The 17,941-nt window shown below is 64.8% G+C and carries 16 protein-coding genes and 3 pseudogenes; 9 read left to right on the forward strand and 10 right to left on the reverse strand.

Features of this window, described 5'->3' with window-relative positions; all coding sequences use genetic code 11:
• Together ABIB35_RS09070 and ABIB35_RS09075 are read right to left on the reverse strand one after the other, a co-directional pair.
• Entirely contained in the window at positions 1-786 is a 786-nt protein-coding gene (locus ABIB35_RS09070) for an amino acid ABC transporter ATP-binding protein (protein WP_354180731.1), read from the reverse strand.
• A 333-nt stretch (positions 787-1,119) separates the two neighbouring features.
• Positions 1,120-1,272 (reverse strand): annotated as a pseudogene (locus ABIB35_RS09075) (SCO1664 family protein); the annotation flags it as partial.
• Positions 1,273-1,430: 158 nt separating this feature from the next.
• Between ABIB35_RS09075 and ABIB35_RS09080 the strand changes: the two are divergent.
• Positions 1,431-2,255 (forward strand): annotated as a pseudogene (locus ABIB35_RS09080) (thiamine pyrophosphate-binding protein); the annotation flags it as partial.
• A 21-nt stretch (positions 2,256-2,276) separates the two neighbouring features.
• Here ABIB35_RS09080 and ABIB35_RS09085 read toward each other — a convergent pair.
• A complete protein-coding gene (locus ABIB35_RS09085) occupies positions 2,277-2,936 on the reverse strand; it encodes a M15 family metallopeptidase (protein WP_354180732.1) in 660 nt (219 codons plus the stop codon).
• Between the two features lie 85 nt (positions 2,937-3,021).
• Here ABIB35_RS09085 and ABIB35_RS09090 point away from each other — a divergent pair, with 85 nt between their 5' ends.
• A complete protein-coding gene (locus ABIB35_RS09090; RefSeq protein ID WP_354180734.1) occupies positions 3,022-3,735 on the forward strand; it encodes a response regulator transcription factor in 714 nt (237 codons plus the stop codon).
• A gap of 13 nt (positions 3,736-3,748) precedes the next feature.
• Positions 3,749-4,834 carry a sensor histidine kinase gene (locus ABIB35_RS09095; protein WP_354180960.1) on the forward strand — a complete coding sequence of 362 codons (1,086 nt, stop codon included), beginning with the start codon at positions 3,749-3,751 and terminating at the stop codon, positions 4,832-4,834.
• Positions 4,835-4,866: 32 nt separating this feature from the next.
• On the opposite strand, the gene ABIB35_RS09100 is transcribed toward ABIB35_RS09095, so the two are convergent.
• The 3 genes from ABIB35_RS09100 to ABIB35_RS09110 form a co-directional block, all read right to left on the reverse strand.
• Entirely contained in the window at positions 4,867-5,259 is a 393-nt protein-coding gene (locus tag ABIB35_RS09100) for a hypothetical protein (RefSeq protein WP_354180736.1), read from the reverse strand.
• Between the two features lie 292 nt (positions 5,260-5,551).
• Positions 5,552-6,241 (reverse strand): sortase domain-containing protein, encoded by a 690-nt coding sequence (locus ABIB35_RS09105; RefSeq protein ID WP_354180738.1) that lies wholly within the window; start codon positions 6,239-6,241, stop codon positions 5,552-5,554.
• Between the two features lie 24 nt (positions 6,242-6,265).
• A complete protein-coding gene (locus ABIB35_RS09110) occupies positions 6,266-7,042 on the reverse strand; it encodes a hypothetical protein (RefSeq protein WP_354180740.1) in 777 nt (258 codons plus the stop codon).
• Between the two features lie 217 nt (positions 7,043-7,259).
• On the opposite strand from ABIB35_RS09110, the gene ABIB35_RS09115 reads away from it, so the two are divergent.
• Both ABIB35_RS09115 and ABIB35_RS09120 read left to right on the forward strand, forming a co-directional pair.
• Entirely contained in the window at positions 7,260-7,520 is a 261-nt protein-coding gene (locus ABIB35_RS09115; protein ID WP_354180742.1) for a hypothetical protein, read from the forward strand.
• A 361-nt stretch (positions 7,521-7,881) separates the two neighbouring features.
• The gene (locus ABIB35_RS09120) at positions 7,882-8,046 is read left to right on the forward strand and encodes a DUF4177 domain-containing protein (protein WP_354180744.1); all 165 of its coding nucleotides are present in this window, start codon (positions 7,882-7,884) and stop codon (positions 8,044-8,046) included.
• On the opposite strand, the gene ABIB35_RS09125 is transcribed toward ABIB35_RS09120, so the two are convergent.
• Complete coding sequence (locus ABIB35_RS09125; protein WP_354180745.1) at positions 8,043-9,944, reverse strand: AfsR/SARP family transcriptional regulator; 1,902 nt, start codon at positions 9,942-9,944, stop codon at positions 8,043-8,045. The two genes, ABIB35_RS09120 and ABIB35_RS09125, sit on opposite strands and share 4 nt — an antisense overlap.
• A gap of 132 nt (positions 9,945-10,076) precedes the next feature.
• Between ABIB35_RS09125 and ABIB35_RS09130 the strand changes: the two genes are divergently transcribed.
• The 3 genes and pseudogenes from ABIB35_RS09130 (at position 10,077) to poxB (ending at position 13,581) form a co-directional block, all read left to right on the forward strand.
• The gene (locus ABIB35_RS09130) at positions 10,077-10,868 is read left to right on the forward strand and encodes an SDR family NAD(P)-dependent oxidoreductase (RefSeq protein ID WP_354180746.1); all 792 of its coding nucleotides are present in this window, start codon (positions 10,077-10,079) and stop codon (positions 10,866-10,868) included.
• Positions 10,869-11,315: 447 nt separating this feature from the next.
• A pseudogene (locus ABIB35_RS18755) lies at positions 11,316-11,547 on the forward strand (ubiquinone-dependent pyruvate dehydrogenase); the annotation flags it as partial.
• A gap of 315 nt (positions 11,548-11,862) precedes the next feature.
• Positions 11,863-13,581 carry a ubiquinone-dependent pyruvate dehydrogenase gene (poxB, locus tag ABIB35_RS09135; RefSeq protein WP_502915765.1) on the forward strand — a complete coding sequence of 573 codons (1,719 nt, stop codon included), beginning with the start codon at positions 11,863-11,865 and terminating at the stop codon, positions 13,579-13,581.
• A 67-nt stretch (positions 13,582-13,648) separates the two neighbouring features.
• Here poxB and ABIB35_RS09140 read toward each other — a convergent pair whose 3' ends face one another.
• From ABIB35_RS09140 to ABIB35_RS09150, 3 genes are all read right to left on the reverse strand, one after another.
• Positions 13,649-13,894 carry a hypothetical protein gene (locus ABIB35_RS09140; RefSeq protein WP_354180750.1) on the reverse strand — a complete coding sequence of 82 codons (246 nt, stop codon included), beginning with the start codon at positions 13,892-13,894 and terminating at the stop codon, positions 13,649-13,651.
• Between the two features lie 257 nt (positions 13,895-14,151).
• The gene (locus ABIB35_RS09145) at positions 14,152-14,370 is read right to left on the reverse strand and encodes a hypothetical protein (RefSeq protein WP_354180751.1); all 219 of its coding nucleotides are present in this window, start codon (positions 14,368-14,370) and stop codon (positions 14,152-14,154) included.
• Between the two features lie 56 nt (positions 14,371-14,426).
• On the reverse strand, positions 14,427-15,149 hold the full coding sequence (locus ABIB35_RS09150) for a hypothetical protein (RefSeq protein ID WP_354180753.1): 723 nt from the start codon (positions 15,147-15,149) through the stop codon (positions 14,427-14,429).
• Positions 15,150-15,855: 706 nt separating this feature from the next.
• On the opposite strand from ABIB35_RS09150, the gene ABIB35_RS09155 reads away from it, so the two are divergent.
• Positions 15,856-17,883: a sialidase family protein gene (locus ABIB35_RS09155; RefSeq protein WP_354180755.1), complete on the forward strand. Its 2,028-nt coding sequence runs from the start codon at positions 15,856-15,858 to the stop codon at positions 17,881-17,883.
• Positions 17,884-17,941: the final 58 nt, after the last annotated feature.

Raw genomic sequence — 17,941 nt, forward strand, 5'->3', positions numbered from 1 at the left:
TCAGCGCTCCAGCACGGCCCGCAGAAAACGTCTTGTGCGCGCTTCCTGTGGGTCGCTCATGATGGTGCCCGGGTCGCCCTGTTCGATGATCTTGCTGTCTGCCATGACGACGAGAGTGTCGGAGACATCTCTGGCGAACTGCATTTCGTGGGTAACCACGATCATCGTCATGCCCTCTGCAGCCAGTTCCCGCATAACGGCCAGGACCTCCAGTCCGACTTCCGGATCAAGCGCCGACGTGGGTTCGTCGAACAGCATGATGCTTGGATCCAAAGCAAGTGCCCGGGCAATGGCGATGCGCTGCTGCTGGCCTCCGGAGCACCGCCCCGGGTGCTCCGATGCCTTGTCTCTGAGCCCGACCCGGTCAAGTAACTGCATGGAACGCTCGTCGGCCTCTTCCTTGGTGCGGCCGAGCACCTTCTGCTGGGGAAAGCTGATGTTCTTCAGCGCAGACATGTGCGGAAACAGGTTGAAGGACTGGAACACCATGCCGACCGTGCGCCGCAGGGCAGCCAGATCGCGGCCGTTCACCGCTTTTCCGGGTTCGATGGTATGCCCGGCCACGTGGATGGTTCCCGAGTCGGGCCGTTCGAGCAGGTTGATGCATCGCAGGAAGGTGCTCTTTCCCGCACCGGAGGGACCGATGAGGGCGTTAACGGTTCCCGGCTTTACATGCAGGGAAACATCGTCGAGGACAACCAGATCGCCGTAGCGCTTCGAAATGTTATCCAGCTTGATGCCGCTAGGGGGTGCGAGCTTCTCGTCCGCGGTTTCTGAAAGTGTCATGGCGATCTTTCATGTGAATTGGTTTGGTGCTCTGAAAGGAACGGAGCAGGACGAACCAGACAGCAGGGGTGCGTAACCGATCAAAATGTGGCCTAAATCACTAAACATGTGAAATGGTACATGTCATGTATTTCCACCACAACGGGTTTTTGGTCGCAGGTGTTAACTTCTTGTTTCGACGGGGAAACAGGGTCTGGACGCAGTATTCAAAGGGGGATCGCAGCGGGAATGCGCGTGGGTTAGCCCGTGGTCGAGCTTGAAGGGGCGCCGAATTCCTATGGTGGGCTCGCGCAGCACGTTCCCCGAGGGTGTGCAGATGGCGAACCCCACGCACCCGTCGGGGAAGTCCGACAGCGGCTTCTCGCCCGCGATCGGTTTGCAGACGACGGCCGCATCGCCGGTGCTTCCCAGGAAGGTGGCGTTCGACGCCGTCGTGAGGCGGCCGGTGAGCGTCAGGTCGGCGGTCACCACGTCGGACGCCGGTATCAGTTCTCGGGGAAGGCGCAGGTGTGCCCGTCCGCGTCGTCGTCCTCGAGGAGCCCGTCGTCTTCCTCACACGCACGCACCCGCCACACCTCTGGCACAGCCCGACCCCGCGACTTAGACTGACGGGGCCGTCTGAGCGCGCCGAACCGAGGAGCAGCATGCCCACGATCGCCGAGACCGTTGTCCACAACCTCGCCGCCAATGGGATCCAACGTATCTGGGGAGTTCCCGGCGACTCCCTGAACGCGGTGACCGAGGCCATCCGCCGGGAGAAGGGTATCGAGTGGATGCTCGCCCGGCATGAAGAGGAGGCCGCGTTCGCTGCCGCAGGGGAGGCGGCGCTGACGGGCGAGCTGGCGGTGTGCGCAGGCAGCTGCGGCCCCGGCAACATGCACCTCATCAACGGCCTCCACGACGCGCACCGCAGCCGGGTTCCCGTGCTGGCGATCGCCTCGCACATCCCGAGCGACGAGATCGGCAGCCAGTACTTCCAGGAGACCCGGCCCACCGAACTGTTCCGCGACTGCACGGTCTTCTGCGAAATGGTCCTGAGCCCTGAGCAGATGCCGCGGCTGCTGGAGATCGCCATGCGGACCGCCATCGAAAAGCGGGGAGTCGCCGTGCTCGTGATGGCGGGCGACACCGCGCTGGAAGACGCCGTGGACGAGCGCGTCTTCACGGTCCGCCGCACCGACCCCGTCACCGTGCCCTCCCCGGCGGAGCTGCAGGAAGCAGCCGCCACGCTGAACTCCTGCGACAAGGTCACGATCCTCGCGGGTGCCGGCGTGGAGGGCGCACGTGAGGAAGTCCTCGCCCTCGCCGACGCACTGGGCGCACCGATTGTGCACGCCCTGCGCGGCAAGGAATTCATCGAGAGCGACAACCCGTTCGACGTCGGCATGACCGGGCTCCTGGGCTTCGCGTCCGGTTACCGGGCGATGGAGGGCTGCGAGGCGCTGCTGATGCTCGGCACCGACTTCCCGGCCGACGGCGGTAGGGCTGACTCATGGCGGGTTCATCCGCGGGTCCTCTGTCGGGTCCGTGTACATCGCGGGACAGCCGTACGTGACGGCGTCGGGCAAATATCCGAAATGCCACGGTTCGTTGCCGTACACCTGGCAGAGCCCGTACCCGGCGCCGTTCGCGGACAGCCACTCAAGGGCAGCGTCCGGCCCGACGTCCACGGCGCCCCCGCGCACGTGGGCCGACGTCTCCGCAGTGGCCACCCAGCGGGCTGCCTCTTCCTTGGAGCCGTACCGGGCGACGGCGTCCTCTAGCAGCCGCTCCTGATACTGCGGGGAACGCCAGCCGCTGATGACGACGACGGCGATCCCCTCGGCTGCGGCATCCACCGCCGCTGCGCGAACCGCGTCGAGCAGCACCGGATCGAGGGTGGACACTGCCGGATGGGCGTCGTCGAAAACCGAGACAACTCCCGAGATGACGCCGTCGTCGTCGGTCAGCGAGCCGGCCGCCGGGACACCAGCAGGCCCTGCCATGGCCTGCTGGCTAAACGCTCCGCCTCCGGCCCGCGGCAGCCCGTCAGGGAGACCGAAGGCGAGCAGGTAGGCGCCGAGCAAGGCCGAACAGAGGGCAGCGACAGCAACGTTCCGAACCCGCTGCGTGCGGCGTTCCCTGGCGGCAAGTGAGACAACGGAGGTCATGCCACCACCCAAGCTCCAGCGCTGTTGCTGTGACGTATGGGGTTTTTGATACGCGGACAATATGTCCGTCCTCTAGGATCGGCCTATGCGTGTGTTGATCGTGGAGGACGAACCCCTCCTGGCGGAAGCGGTCCGTGACGGGCTGCGGCTGGAAGCCATTGCCGCCGACATCGCCGGGGACGGTCACACGGCCCTGGAACTGATCAGCATCAACTCCTATGATCTGGTGATTCTGGACCGCGACATCCCGGGCCCTTCCGGGGACGAGATCGCTCACCGGATCGTCAGCTCCGGCAGCGGTCTGCCGATCCTGATGCTCACCGCCGCCGACCGGATTGATGACAAGGCGTCCGGCTTCGAACTGGGCGCCGACGACTACCTCACGAAGCCGTTCGAGTTCCGCGAACTCGTGCTGAGGCTCCGAGCCCTCTACCGCCGTCGGGCCCATGCCCGGCCTCCGATCAGCGAGATCGCCGGGCTGAGGCTGGACCCGTTCCGCCGGGAAGTATTCCGCGACGGCCGCTACGTGGGGCTCACCCGAAAACAGTTCGCCGTGCTCGAAATCCTGGTGGCGGCCAACGGCGGAGTGGTCAGCGCCGAGGAACTGCTGGAAAAGGCCTGGGACGAGAACGCGGACCCCTTCACCAATGCCGTGCGCATCACCGTCTCCGCCCTGCGAAAGCGCCTGGGCGAGCCCACGATCATCGCCACCGTCCCCGGCGTCGGTTACCGGATTGACGCTTACGCAGCGCCCGACGCCGGTGTGGGTGCCGGAGGCACCGCGGGCCAGCTTGTCTAGGCGGAGGCGCGGGCTGAGCGTCCGGGCCAAGCTCGCCCTCAGCTACGCGGCCTTCCTGATGGTGACAAGCGTCCTGCTCCTGGCCGTCCTGTGGGTCTTTCTGCTGCGCTACACCCCCAAGGAATCGATACTGATACCGGACCTGACCAACTTCGGCCCCACCACCTTTGCGCCGAGCCGCTCCGATCTGTGGGAGGCCTTTGCCCCGAGGGCGGCGTGGGCGCTGGGCTTCCTGCTGATCCTGGGTCTGGTCGGCGGCTGGATCCTCGCCGGCCGGATGCTGGCCCCGCTCACGCAAATCCGGGCCGCCACCACCATGGCCATGGACGGCACACTGTCCCACCGGGTCCGGTTGGAGGGACCCCGGGATGAGTTCCGTGAGCTCGCGGACAGCTTCGACGCGATGCTAGAACGGCTGGAAGCGCACGTGGCCGAACAGCGGCGCTTCGCGGCCAACGCCTCGCATGAGCCGCGCACCCCGCTGGCGATTTCACAGACCCTCCTGGAGGTGGCCCGGAACGATCCGGAGCTGGACGTGAACCACCTCATTGACCGGCTGCACACCGTCAACCTCCGGGCCATCGACCTCACCCAGGCTCTGCTGATGCTCAGCCGCGCAGACCAAAAGTCCTTCACCAGCGAACCGGTTGACCTGTCCCTCCTTGTGGACGAAGCAGCCGAAACCCTGCTGCCCCTCGCGGAGAAGCGCCGCGTACGCCTCCTTGCCGACGGCGGGGAGACCCCCGCCGTTGGCTCCCGTGCGCTGCTGCTGCAGATGACCACCAACCTCCTGCACAACGCGATCAGCCACAATCTGCCCGACGACGGCACTGTGTGGGTGAGCACCGAAGCGGGCTACGGGAGTGTCGAACTCGTGGTGGAGAACACCGGCGAGAAACTGCCGCCGGAACTGGTCTTGACGCTTGCCGAGCCGTTCCAGCGCGGCACGGAGCGCGTGCGCTCAGATCAGGCCGGCGTCGGCCTGGGACTGACCATCGTTCGGAGCATCGTGCAGGCCCACGGCGGAACCCTCACCATCGAGGGACGGCCCGACGGCGGACTCCGCGTCTCCGCAGAAGGTGCGGCTCAAAGCCACTAAGGTCTCCTAGGTGAAGAGAGTGTGGGCGTGTGTCAGTGGTGTTCAACCCAGCAGGCCAAAATGGTGGTGGAGAGCTGATATGCCAGGGCGTTCCTGCTGATGCCATCGGGCCCCAGAGTAGCGGGCAGCGCTGAGGCATCCACCTGCAGAACGAAGCTGTCTTTTTGGAAAACTGCTGATCCGTCGGCAGTTTCATAGGCCGGGAAACCGAGGTTGGCGAGGCCCTCGATGGGTTTGGCGTCTTGGGCTAGGGCCTGCTTCGCCTCAAAATACGTCAGTGCCATTGTCTGGTCGGGGGCTTCCTGGACGGAGATTTCCAGTGCCCCTTCCTGCAGATGGTAGGTGCAGGTGAAAGTGTCATCGACCCAGTCGTTGATGGTGTGCGGGTTCTGCTCCAGATCCAACATGGAGGTGAGTCTTTCCACTGGCTGATCTCCACAAACCATCAGCGCGGCCTCACTGGGGCCGTTGACTGCTGGCGTCGTCGGGGATGAGGGGTCTTGGTGGTGGCCGTCCCCGTGTTCTGGGGCGGCGGCAGCCGAGACGGTTTCCGAACTTGCGACGGGGGCGTTTTGAACGCCGGATCCGGCAGCCGGAGCACAACCGAAGAGGAGCAGCGATGCGAAGGCCAAGGATGGCAGCGCGAGGGTGCGGTTATTCATTTGCCTGTCCGTTCCTGCCTGCTTGCGCGCTCCAAAAGGGGGAAGCGTTCAGTTGTCAGGCTTTTAATTTGGCGTAGATGACGTAGTTATCGTCGAAAAGTCCGGTGTCGGGGTCATAGCCGTCACAGGTGATAAGCCGCAGCTCGGCCCCCGGAGTATTGCCGTAAACCTCGACGGTGGGGAATTCATTCTTGCTGTAGAGGGCACCGCGCTCCACGGTAAATACTGCGGTGCTGCCGTCGGCCCGATAAATATCGATTTCAGTGCCAGGCGTGAGCTTTCTGAGATCAGCAAAGACTCCCGCATTCCCGCCGAGAGCATTCACATGACCCAACATCACGGACGGGCCGCGCTCTCCCGGAGTTGGAGAACCGTTGTACCAACTCGCAGGTGCGCCGCTGCCGGTGTCCTCCGGGACCTCCAAGGAACCGTTATCGCGCAGCCCGAGATGGAGAAGATCCGTCCTGACCCCGATCGAAGGAATACTTAGGGTTACCGGAGCGGACCCACCCAGCACTGGAAGTTGTTCTTCCGCCGGGACGCCCGGAGTGGCAGCCGGCGGGGCAGAGGGTGCCTGCGATGGGGCCGCAGTGCCGGCTTCCGCCGAAGCCGACGCGGAAGCAGAAGGTGAGGGGCCGACGTCGGCGGTTCCGGAAGCGCATCCGGCCAGGGACAGCAGGACCAGAACTCCGGACGCCGCGGATGCCAGAAGGCCTCCGCGGCGTCCGGGCTTCTTGGTGGTCATTGTATGGACCCAGTCAGTCCGGACTTAGGCTGCTGTTCCGGCGCTGCGCCGGCGAATGACATACGCTCCGCCTGCGAGGGCAACGAGGGCCAGCCCGCCGCCGAGCGCGAGGGCTCCGGCGTCGACGCCCGTTTCCTGGGTGACGCCGGTGTCAGCGCCGCCTGAGGGCATCTCCATCTGTCCTGCTGCCAGAGTCCCGCACAGGGCCGGGGAAGTGGCGGCCAGCGGAAGCTCAGGAGCCAGATCGCTCATAGCTGCCTGCCCCGCTGCACTCAGAGTTGCCGGATCAAGTCCGTGGACCACCACAACAGCGGTGCCTGCCTCCAGAGAGGCCTTGGTTGCGTCGTCTATTTCGAACGTGCGGTCAACCGTGTAGGCACCTCCCTGCCCGCCGACCTTGAGGTCAAGTCCGGCAGCAGGACTGGTGTCACCGCTGGTGGACAAGGTGGTGAGGATGTCGCCGTAGAAGGGAGCACCCTCAGTGGTTGAGATGACGCCGTCGCCGTCCTGGTCTGCCGAAGGTGCAGGGCACACGCCCTGGGAGCCACCATGGATGTGCTGTACGTGGGGGTACGGGGCGTCCATGAAGGTCTCGGGCATCCCCGAAACATTCAGGACAACGTGGGCCTGGTTGCCCGTAACATCAACAGTGATGTCGCCGGAGCCTGCGCTGCCGTTGAGCTGACCCAAAGTGGACTGGTAATGGTCGGAACCGTCATGAGCCATGGCGGGGGAACCCGAAAGGGCGAGGGCAGCTAAAGCCAGAGTGGGAACCGCCATAAGCCGAAGTGACTTATTCATGGGAATCTCCTTATTCAGGGGCGAGTGATGCTGGGTGCCCCCCGGAAAGGGGACATCCATACTTCGGAACCACGCCTGAAAAGGATGGGTATCAATGTGTCGAAAACCACAAATGCTCCCGAGTGGTGACCTGGCAACAACCTAATCTCTTTACCCAGACGTGGAACCTGTTTGCCGCTGATCGGAACCGCGGGAACGCGCCGAGACGATCCAGGCGATGCGTGAGCACGCGGCCGAGATGCTCCTCCGGTATGGAGTTTCAGAGCAGGCTGCCGAACGCGTCATCGGCGACTTTGGGCCCGTCGAGCAGGTTGCCGCCGCCGCCACTCCCATACTTGCCCCGGCTTCCGCACCTCCCGCGCCGCGTTCCTTGAGCGACATCTGGCTGCTCATGGGCTCCGTCGTGAGCCTTCTGTTCTATGTGTTCCCGTTGTTCGCGATCGGAATGCACAAATCATTGCAATTTCCTGGCCGGTAGCGAGGCTCCACAAATCGAGAATGAAAGCGAAGAAACCTGGAAAGCCGGTTCAGCATCAAACGCGTGACCCCACTCCGCTGCCGTGCGGCCAACCATGTTCACCAGAATGACGGGTCCGGCAAGGCAGCCTTGTCCACTAAGGGATTGTCAGGGTCGATAGAAGCCATGAAGCCATGAAGCCATGAAGCCATGAAGCCATGCGCCACGGTGCGGGCTGGCCAGACAACAAAGTCTCCAGTGGCGAGGTTGCAGGAAGCCTGAATTTGCTACGGGTAGCATTGCTTCCATTAATCAGCGTCGAGAAGGGTTTTGTGTAATGCCAAACTATGTCGTTTTACAGGTAATCCTCAAAGAGAAACTTATGGGTACTGGTTCGGGAAACCTGACCGCCTTGGAAGAGGCAATCAATAATCAGGCTGCGAAGGGATACCGGCTCCACACCATTACCACCGCGAGCAGCGGGAGTAAGGGATTCGGTGGCGGAGACCGTATCCAGGCGACGATGGTGTTTGAGAGCATCGGCTAATCACTCCGGGAGCTGATCCGCCCTCTGCTGAAACCTGCGAGATCGTCCAATAGCAAGCGGATCGGTCCAAGGTCGACGACGCCGCTGCCGGCGGCGCGCTCTTCGGCCGCCGGCAGAAGAGCGGAGCGGGCGCGGCGGGCCATTGCCGGGTGACTGCATTTGTCCGCGGCCAGGCCGATGAGGGACCACGACACTTCAAATAACAGGTCGAGTGGAGGCTCCGGCAGGATGTCGAGAGCCGCACGAGCCGCCACCAGCCGGCCTGCGCGTGCCAGCAGCAGCGGCCGCACCCACGGTTCATACGGACCGAAGTCCCCGTCCGGAAGCTCCGCACCGTTCCGAACGGCGGCGGTCAGCTCCGCCAGTTTGAGCAAGCCCGTTCTGAACCCCGGCATTTCATCTCCTGCCGGCGGCGGGGGGCCCAGCAGGAAGGTCCACCGGAACCAGCCGGTGAAGACCGTCGCCAGCTGCCGGTCGAACCGGGCGGCCAGAGCATCGATCTGATCAGCCTCCCGGGAAGCAGCATCAAGATCATCCAGCGCGCAGAGCGCCTGCATCCGGATCAACCGGCCCTGGATCTCGAACGTGGGCAGCTCCGCGTCCACGGCCAGCGCAATAATCTCGGCGCCGATCGCCTCACGTGCACCCGCCAGCCCGGTCGTTGCGAAGGTCTGCTGGTACCGGGCACTGAGAGCAAAGCACAGCAGGGCCGAGTCCTTCAGTTCCCGCGCAATCCGTTCGGCCTCAGCGGCCTCCGGCATCCGGTCCGCACTCCCGCGGGATTCCATGGCGATGGTGGCCAGCAACCTCGCCCGCATCCGGTCCGACGTCGGTGGCGGCAGAGCCTTTAGCGTCCGCACCGCGGCGGCCACGACCGCCGCGGATTGAACCGGATCATCCGAACGGGTCCAGCTTCCCGGCACCTCAAAACCGCCAATGACCCGGGCCGCCAGATCCGGATCACCGAACTGCTCCGCCGCAGCAATGGCCGCTGTCCGCTGCTCCGCTGCCAGCTGGACCGACCCGGACACGGCCAGCACCGGAAGCAACTGCGCCACCCCCTCCAGCTGCGCACGTTTCCCGGTTCGCCCCGCGGCGGCGACGGTTCGCGCAAGGAGGGAGGCGCCGTCGTCGGGCACCAGATCCAGCGCCGGATCCTGGCGCAGGATGCGCTGCTCAAGCTCGGCCAGCCGCGTTCCGGGATCAAGGCCCAGATCATCCCGCAGAGTGGAACGGGCCCGGGAGAGCAGGGCGAGGGCGTCGGCCTGGCGGGCGGAGCGGTAGAGGGCCAGAGCGAGCAGCCGCCAGCCCTCCTCCCGCCACGGGTGCTCGCCGAGATGGGCATCGAGCAGCGCCAGGACGTCCTGCGGGCGGCCGAGTGCCAGCCGGGCGGAAGCCAGCTTCTCACCCGTGGCTGCCCGGAGTTCGGCAAGGCGTGCCCGTTCTGCTGTGGCCCAGGGGCGGGTGCTGAATTCCTCGAACGGACTGCCGTGCCACTCATCGAGCGCTGCGGTCAGCGCGCGCTCGCGGGCTTCCAGCCCCAGCTTCGCCGCGCCCTGGAGGCTCCGCTCGACGCGCCAGAGATCGACGTCGTCCGCCGGGAGGTGGAGCGCATAGCCGCCGCCGGTGGTGAGCAGGACCGCCGGGGGAGTGCGGGGCGGGCGGCCCGGTTCGAGGATGCGGCGCAGCTCGCCGATGAAGGTGCGGACGGCGCCCACCGCGCCGGCCGGGGTGTCCTCCCATAGGTCATCGACAAGCCGCTGTGTGGATACCGTCCTGCCCCGGGCGGCGACGAGGATGGCGAGAAGCTCGCGGTGCCGCGCCTTGGACAGGTGGAGCGGGGCGCCTGCATGCTCGGCGCCAACAGGGCCAAGAACACGGATCCGCAGGTTATTCACCTGCTGATTCTAGTGCGCGGGCACTGCGCTGATTGGGTGCTGATCCGGCTGTGGAATCGTCAGGTGAAACCGCGCCGGAAGGTCCGACGCCGGTGAACGGCCGCTTCACGCGCGGCGGGAAAGGCCAACACCATGGATTTGCAGCTCACGGGGAAAACCGCGTTTATTAGCGGTTCCACACAGGGGATTGGGTACGCCGTGGCCACCATGCTGGCCCGGGACGGCGTAGCCGTGACGCTTCACGGCCGGGATGCCGCGAAGCTTGCCTCCGCCATCGAGGCGCTGCGGCGTGAGGTGCCGGGAGCCGCGGTGGACGGGCTCGCCGCCGACTTCGCCGTACCCGAGCAGGTGGAGCGGCTCTGCGCGGAGCTGGACGACGTAGACATCCTCATCAACAATGTTGGCCTGTTCGAGCTGAAGCCCTTTGACGAGATTTCCGCAGACGAGTGGCGGAGGTATTTCGAGGTGAATACGCTGAGCGGGGCGCTGCTGGCCCGCCGGCTGATGCCGTCCATGCTGGAGCGGGGATGGGGCCGGATCGTGTTCATCAGCAGCGAATCGGGCGTCAACGTACCGGCCGACATGATCCACTACGGCGCGTCCAAGGCCGCCATGATGGCTGTGGGGAACGGCCTGGCGAAGCTCACCCGCGGTACCGGAGTGACCGTGAACTCGGTCCTGGGTGGGCCCACGTACTCCGACGGCGTTGCCGCCACCGTGGAAGGCATCGCCGCTGCCACCGGGAAGTCCGTGGCGGACATGAAACGGGCAATCATCGGGACCAACCAGACCTCGCTGCTGGAGCGGTTCATTGAGCCCGAGGAGATTGCGGCCATGGTGACCTTCCTGGCCAGTCCGTTAGCGTCAGCGACGAACGGTGCCGCGGTGCGGGTGGACGGTGGGGTGCTGACGAGCGTTTTTTAGGATGTGCCATGTCGATAACCCCTGACACTAGGAACTGGACCTGGCCCCGCCGTCGGACACCTGGTGGCGCGAATCGGTGAGCCAAGAGTGTTCATGGTCAAGGGTGGGCAGCTGGCGAGGACACCGTGCCACTCGCGGCGTCGCTAGCCCGCCTGCCTAGTATTCGCCACTAGGGCCCTTCGCCGTTGAGAGCTATTCTCGCGGCTGAGCGAGCATTGCCGGGTCAACCGGCTGTCGCGCCTTCGGCAACTTTTCCACGACTAACAGATATGACTCGGTGACCAGATCATCGACGAGGTCACCGGCTAGGTCCCCACCGGGGTGCAACGTGATCCAGTGCCGTTTATCACGTCCCAGTCTTCGCCAAAGGGGTGGGTGAGTTCCGCTCCGGGCAATTCCTGTGCGCGCTGACTTGCCCGGCCCTGAAGTTTTTCCCGTTCATGGCCGACCTTCGCCGCGGGCGGCGGCGTGGAAGGGGAGAGCGAGGAGGTCCGCGCGCGCCGACGCGCTGGACGCGCCGATTGTGCATGCCCTCCGTGGCAAGGAATTCATCGAGAGCGACAACCCGTTCGACGTCGGCATGACCGGGCTCCTCGGCTTCGCCTCCCGATACTGGGCGATGGTGGACTGCGACGCACGGCTGGAGCCCGGCACACCTTACCGGTGCCCGTATGAGCGCGACGGTTCGCCCGCTCTCGTGCTGACCCTGAAGGATCTTCTCCCGCCGGAGTCCGGCACCCCCGTTGACGTGCGCCCGGAGTCCGGCACCCCCGTTGACGTGCGCCCGGCGCCCACGACCTCCCGCGTGCGCTTCGAGAAGGCCCGGGCGGTGCCGGCCGGCATCCGCACCCGCAGCACTTCGGCGGCATCAGCGTCGTCGTCGAGGAATCCGTCGTTGTCCTCACATTCGCGCACTCCCCGCACGGCTGGCTCTGCCCGATCCCCGGTGCATAGACTGATGGGGCCATCTGAACGCACCAAACAGAGGAGCAGCATGCCCACGATCGCCGAGACCGTTGTCCACAACCTCGCCGCCAATGGGATCCAACGTATCTGGGGAGTTCCCGGCGACTCCCTGAACGCGGTGACCGAGGCCATCCGCCGGGAGAAGGGTATCGAGTGGATGCTCGCCCGGCATGAAGAGGAGGCCGCGTTCGCTGCCGCAGGGGAGGCGGCGCTGACGGGCGACCTCGCGGTGTGCGCAGGCAGCTGCGGCCCCGGCAACATGCACCTCATCAACGGCCTCCACGACGCGCACCGCAGCCGGGTTCCCGTGCTGGCGATCGCCTCGCACATCCCGACCGATGAGATTGGCAGCCAGTACTTCCAGGAGACCCGGCCCACCGAACTGTTCCGCGACTGCACGGTCTTCTGCGAAATGGTCCTGAGCCCTGAGCAGATGCCGCGGCTGCTGGAGATCGCCATGCGGACCGCCATCGAAAAGCGGGGAGTCGCCGTGCTCGTGATGGCGGGCGACACTGCGCTGGAAGACGCCGTGGACGAGCGCGTCTTCACGGTCCGCCGCGCCGACCCCGTCACCGTGCCCTCCCCGGCGGAGCTGCAGGAAGCAGCCGCCACGCTGAACTCCTGCGACAAGGTCACGATCCTCGCGGGTGCCGGTGTGGAGGGCGCACGCGACGAGGTCCTCGCCCTCGCCGACGCATTGGGCGCGCCGATTGTGCATGCCCTGCGCGGCAAGGAATTCATCGAACACGACAACCCGTTCGACGTCGGCATGACCGGGCTCCTGGGCTTCGCGTCCGGGTACCGGGCGATGGAGGACTGCGACGCGTTGCTGATGCTCGGCACTGACTTCCCCTACCAGCAGTTCTTCCCGAAGAACGCGAAGATCCTCCAGGTGGACATCCGCGGCGAGCAGCTCGGCCGCCGCACTCCGCTCACCCAGGGCATGGTGGGCGGGGTGCGCGAGACGGCGGAGGCGCTGCTGCCGCTGCTTGAACACAAGTCCAACCGCACCCACCTCGAGAAGTCGCTGGACCACTACCGCCGCACCCGGAAGCAGCTCGATGACCTGGAGAAGCAGGGCTCGGGCGCTATCCATCCGCAGCACCTCGCCCACCTGATCAACGAGCTCGCGGACGACGATGCGGTCTTCCTGCCCGACGTCGGCACCCCGGTCATCTGGGCGTCCCGGCACCTGCACATCGGTGCGCGACGGCGGCTGATCGGCTCCTTCTGGCACGGCACCATGGCGGCGGCCACCCCGCTGGGCCTCGGTGCCCAGGCGGTGGACCGGAACCGGCAGGTGGTGATCCTGGCCGGTGACGGCGGCCTGGCGATGATGCTCGGGGAGCTGTTGACGGCGGTGCAGCACAACCTGCCGATCAAGATTGTCGTGTTCGACAACGCGGCGCTCAGCTTCGTGGAGGTGGAGATGAAGGCGGCGGGGATCGTCAACTTCGGCACCGGGCTGGAGAACCCTGACTTCGGGAAGGTCGCGCAGGCGGTGGGGATGCACGGTGAGAGCGTGACCCGCCCGGAAGACCTCGAGGGCGCCCTGCGGCGTGCCTTCGAGTACGACGGTCCGGCACTGGTCTCCGTCGCGGTGGAACGGCAGGAGCTCTCCATCCCTCCGAAGATCGACGCGAAGCAGGCCAGCGGCTTCGCGGTCTACGCGCTGCGCACGGTGCTCGCCGGCAACGGCCGCGAGCTCATCGACCTGGCAAAGGCCAACGCGCGCCAGCTGCTCTAAGTCCTGTACCGCGCCGGGAGGCTGCCGCCGGGCCAGACCGCGGCTGCCTCCCGGATGCGGTTCGCGCTCAGCCGATTTGTTCCTCGTCCTCGTACCGGTACTCGTGGCGCAGGCTCTTCACCTGCTTTTCACCAAACCAAATGGAGAGCCCGGCAACGGCAATGCACCCAACGGCTCCTAGAACCTTCAGAGGAGATGGATCGCTTAGCAGCAGTATGAGGGCCAAAGCCACCAGAATCACTGCCAGAGAAATCGCCTGGTGCCGGAGCCAGCCGGTGCCGCGGCGGACAGTTGGGTGGTTCTTCGCATCCATCGCGTACGTCCCTTTTCCCTTGTTGGCCCGGCCCGCCATGCAATGACCGGAAACAGGTTTCCGGGGCAGCAGCTGACAGAAATCTAACGGATGGTGCCCGACGGCGAAACCCGCGGCGGTCACAGAAGGCGGCGGTCACTGAGTATTGAGAAGGATTTCAGTAAAGGCCGCGCCAACGTTACAACGCATGGTGGCCTTCTGCTTTGAGCAGGAGGCCACCATGCGCTTTGGCGTTATGCCGTGGTGTTTATGCAGTGCTAGTTATGCGGTGTTGATGCTGTGCCGTTCCCCCGGGGTCGAAGGAGAATCAGGGCTATTCCCAGAACTGCGGTAATGCCTCCCAGTACCGCTGTCAGCCAGAACTGATGCGGTTCGTGCGGGCCGAAGAGTGCCGGGAGGGTGAGGACTAGGGCCGATGCTGCCAGTGCCATGGCAATTAACAAACCCAGGAGGACTCGGTTGGTTTTGTTGTTCATTACTGGTCCTTAGTGCTGGTGCTCAGAGTACTTTTTCTGACGTGGTTTGCCGGTTCTCAGAAACAGCTTGCTACAGCGGTGATGGAAGCGCCACCGACGGTGGCGAAGCCGGCGATGCAGGCAACACAGAAGGGTACGCCGACTCCTATTGCCGCTGCGGCACAAGCGCCCGCGCAGCTGTAGGCGATGATGCCTCCGACAACACCGCCGACGCCGAGAACGGTGGCAATGCAGGCGCCGGTGTTCTTCTCGGCCAGCTGCATGCCTCCCTCGGCGCCCGGAGCCTGTGACTGGGCATTCGCCAGGTCGGCTTTCAGTTCAGCGTCGGACATAAATGCCAGACCGGTGTCCTGGTTGTTCGTCAGCACACCATCCACGTAGGACGTCACGTTGAAATTTCCGGCCGAGTTTTCGCTGACCAGAGTCTCCGTGTACTGGAGTCGTTCACCGGAGCTGTCCAGAATCATGGAGACGTTGCTCGTGAGGCTGTACGGACCGCCCACCGGCAATGTCACGGTGGTAAACAAGCCGTCGTCGGTGGAGACCGTGCTCACTTTGCTTTCGGACGCCTTCAGCGCGCTCAGCGGCGCCTCAATTCTCACTTCTCCGCTGGAGAGTGACGCGAGGACTTCGGAGGTTATCTCCGCCGCTTCCTCTTCGCCTACTGCCACCGTTGTCAGCGACGACTGTGCGCCGGCCTGCGCCATGCTCGGCGCCGCCGATTCCGTGGTGCCGGGTGCTGCATGTGCAGCGCCAGCCGTCGATACTACTAGGGCCATTCCTGCCAATGAAGCAAATAGAGATTGGATTCTTCTCGTCGGTTTCATGACGAAGGTATCCTTCCTAGTGCTTTTCTTATGAGTTATGTTCGAATTATGAAATTGGTTACGTATATTTCAGTTGATAAAATTCGACGGTATCCATTCTGAATGTGCCCGTCAACCCTTGGGTGCTCGTGAAATTGTCTTCTAACTCAGAGCTTCAACCAATAGGTATTGGCATTGGAGGGTTTCCGGGTGCAATCTGCATGTCAATGCATGCTTTATTCCGAATCAACTTTGTTTGACATCGCGCGCGCCTTTTCTGCCCATATGAACGGCTGGCAGCGCGCGTCCCGGACCGGATTGCGCCCGCGCGGCTCGGCTGCGGCGGGAGGTAACCGCGCGGCGTCGGCCTTCACGGGCAGATAACCTTCACCGGCAGATATGAGGAGTGGCGAGGAGCACGGCCACGCCGCCAGGGCCGGCTTTGGCGTCGCCCACGCGGCGAAACCGCGGACATGGTCACGGTGGTCTGCTCTCCGACAAGGCAAAACCCCGCCGGACGATTGACTGCTGTGACATGCCTCACTACGGTCATAGGATGTCCAACGTCGGATTTCCGCCGGTCGCGAGCTGGCTCTCCGGGGTTCGGGCACGCACGGCCTCCTGCCCACCCGGCAGGAGGACACACCGCCCGGCGCGCCGGGACCTTGGAAGGACAACGATGACCCCCATTCGTCACCGGACACGCTTCAAAAGCGTTACCACCACGTTGCTGGCCGCCACAGCCCTGTTGGCGGGAACGGTTCTTGCCGGCTCTCCCGCAGCAGCGGCGCCGGCTGATCCGCCCGGAACGTTCACGGAGCAGAATCTTGGCGCAACGCTGGTAAGCCCGTTCGCTTCCTACCGGATACCCGCCCTCAGCTACCTCGGCAACGGCGTGGTTGTCGCGGCCTGGGACGGGCGCCCCAACAGCGCTGCCGACTCACCCAATCCCAATTCCATTGTGATGCGCCGGAGCACGGACGGCGGAGCAACCTGGGATACCCAGCGCACCGTCCTTGCCGGCAATCAGGACACCGCCAACAACGGCGCGGGCAGAACCGGCTACAGCGACCCCAGCCTGGTCTTCGACGCCGAGGCCAACAAGCTGTTCCTCTTCTCCGTCTATTCCAAGGACGCGGGATTCGCAAGCAGCACCTTCGGCAATAACGATTCGAACCGGAACATCATCAGCGCACAGGTCTCAGAGTCCGACGACGGCGGCCTCACCTGGGGTGCGCCCCGGCTGATCACCTCAACCGTCAAGCCCGGATCCAGTTCCACCAGCCCGCAGCCCGGCGATGTTCGCGGGATGTTCGCGACCTCCGGGGAAGGCATCCAGCTGCGCTACGGTCCCTACGCCGGCCGCCTGATTCAGCAGTTTGCCGGTGACGTCCGGCAGGCAGACGGCACCAATGCCATCCAGGCCTACAGTGTGTACTCCGATGACCACGGTGCAACCTGGACCAAAGGCGCCAACGTGGGCACCCGGATGGATGAAAACAAAAACGTGGAGCTCTCCGACGGGCGGGTGATGCTGAATTCGCGTTCGAACAACGGTGCAGACAATGCCCGGAAGGTGGCGATTTCCAGCGACGGCGGGCAGACCTACGGTCCTGTCACCCTCGATTCGAACCTCACGGATCCCGGCAACAATGCTGCCATCGCCCGGCTCTTCCCCGAAGCTCCTGCAGACAGCCCGGACGCCAAAAAACTCATTTTCACCAATGCCAACAACGCCGACAACCGGCAGAATGTCTCGGCCCGGGTGTCCTGCGACAACGGCGCCACCTGGGGCGTGCCGCGCACCATCCGTTCCGGTTTCTCCGCCTACTCCACGGTCACCCGGCTGGAGAACGGACAGATTGGTGTGCTGTATGAGTCCAGCTATACCAACGGCATCACCTTCGCGAAGTTCAGCGACAGCTGGCTCAACAGCTGCACTCCGCCTCCGGCAGTCACTCCCACCACCATTGCCGGTGTGCAGATTTCGGGGACCCGAGGGGACACCTCGCGTGATCTGGCGGCCCGCCCCTACGTTGCCGGGGAAGGGGTGTCCTACAGCTTCACCGTAACCAACAAGAACACCGGCGCGGTTGCCGTCACTCCCTCCGCGGGAAACTTTTCTCCGCTCACCGCTCCGGGTACCGGCAACTGCCGGTACCTCTCCCTGGCCGCCGGAAGCTCCTACACCTGCAGCACACCGGTGCACACCGTGACCGCCGAGGAAGCGGCGCAGGGGTACTTTGTTCCTGACAGCACCTTGGGCATCACCGGCGCCGCCGCCGGCAGTGACAGGGTCCTGGGACAGCCCGTGCCGCTTAAGGCCGGTGTCCAGGCCGGAGCCGGATCCATTGCCGGCGTCACCATCAGCGGAAACCGGACCGACACGGCACGGAATGTCAGCAGCACGCCCTACACGGCCGGGGAGGCGGTGCCCTACAGCTTCGCTGTGCGCAATGCCGGCACGTCAGCGGTCACCGTGACGCCCACGGCCGGAAACTTTGCGCCCTTCCTGCCGCCCGCAGCGGGCAACTGCCGCTATGCGAATCTGGCTGCTAACGCCGGCTACACCTGCACCACTCCCACCCATACCGTTACCGCAGCGGACGTCACCCGCGGGTACTTTGTTCCGGATACGACCTGGAGCATTGCGGCGGGCACCATCACACCGGGGCGCCTCCTGGGTGACGTGGTCCGTCTGAAATAGCAGTCTGGTGCCCTCAGGACTGCCCGGCCGCTGCAGTCCACCGAAATGTTGGCGGCAC

Source organism: Arthrobacter sp. UYP6 (assembly GCF_040547315.1).
GTDB lineage: Bacteria > Actinomycetota > Actinomycetes > Actinomycetales > Micrococcaceae > Arthrobacter_B.

Bases quoted from the DNA above. Each gene is read 5' to 3' on its own strand.
- ABIB35_RS09070 (WP_354180731.1), bottom strand. From the start codon at position 786: ATGACACTTTCAGAAACCGCGGACGAGAAGCTCGCACCCCCTAGCGGC.
- ABIB35_RS09085 (WP_354180732.1), bottom strand. From the start codon at position 2,936: ATGACCTCCGTTGTCTCACTTGCCGCCAGGGAACGCCGCACGCAGCGG.
- ABIB35_RS09090 (WP_354180734.1), top strand. From the start codon at position 3,022: ATGCGTGTGTTGATCGTGGAGGACGAACCCCTCCTGGCGGAAGCGGTC.
- ABIB35_RS09105 (WP_354180738.1), bottom strand. From the start codon at position 6,241: ATGACCACCAAGAAGCCCGGACGCCGCGGAGGCCTTCTGGCATCCGCG.
- ABIB35_RS09110 (WP_354180740.1), bottom strand. From the start codon at position 7,042: ATGAATAAGTCACTTCGGCTTATGGCGGTTCCCACTCTGGCTTTAGCT.
- ABIB35_RS09115 (WP_354180742.1), top strand. From the start codon at position 7,260: ATGCGTGAGCACGCGGCCGAGATGCTCCTCCGGTATGGAGTTTCAGAG.
- ABIB35_RS09120 (WP_354180744.1), top strand. From the start codon at position 7,882: ATGGGTACTGGTTCGGGAAACCTGACCGCCTTGGAAGAGGCAATCAAT.
- ABIB35_RS09130 (WP_354180746.1), top strand. From the start codon at position 10,077: ATGGATTTGCAGCTCACGGGGAAAACCGCGTTTATTAGCGGTTCCACA.
- poxB (WP_502915765.1), top strand. From the start codon at position 11,863: ATGCCCACGATCGCCGAGACCGTTGTCCACAACCTCGCCGCCAATGGG.
- ABIB35_RS09140 (WP_354180750.1), bottom strand. From the start codon at position 13,894: ATGGATGCGAAGAACCACCCAACTGTCCGCCGCGGCACCGGCTGGCTC.
- ABIB35_RS09145 (WP_354180751.1), bottom strand. From the start codon at position 14,370: ATGAACAACAAAACCAACCGAGTCCTCCTGGGTTTGTTAATTGCCATG.
- ABIB35_RS09150 (WP_354180753.1), bottom strand. From the start codon at position 15,149: ATGGCCCTAGTAGTATCGACGGCTGGCGCTGCACATGCAGCACCCGGC.
- ABIB35_RS09155 (WP_354180755.1), top strand. From the start codon at position 15,856: ATGACCCCCATTCGTCACCGGACACGCTTCAAAAGCGTTACCACCACG.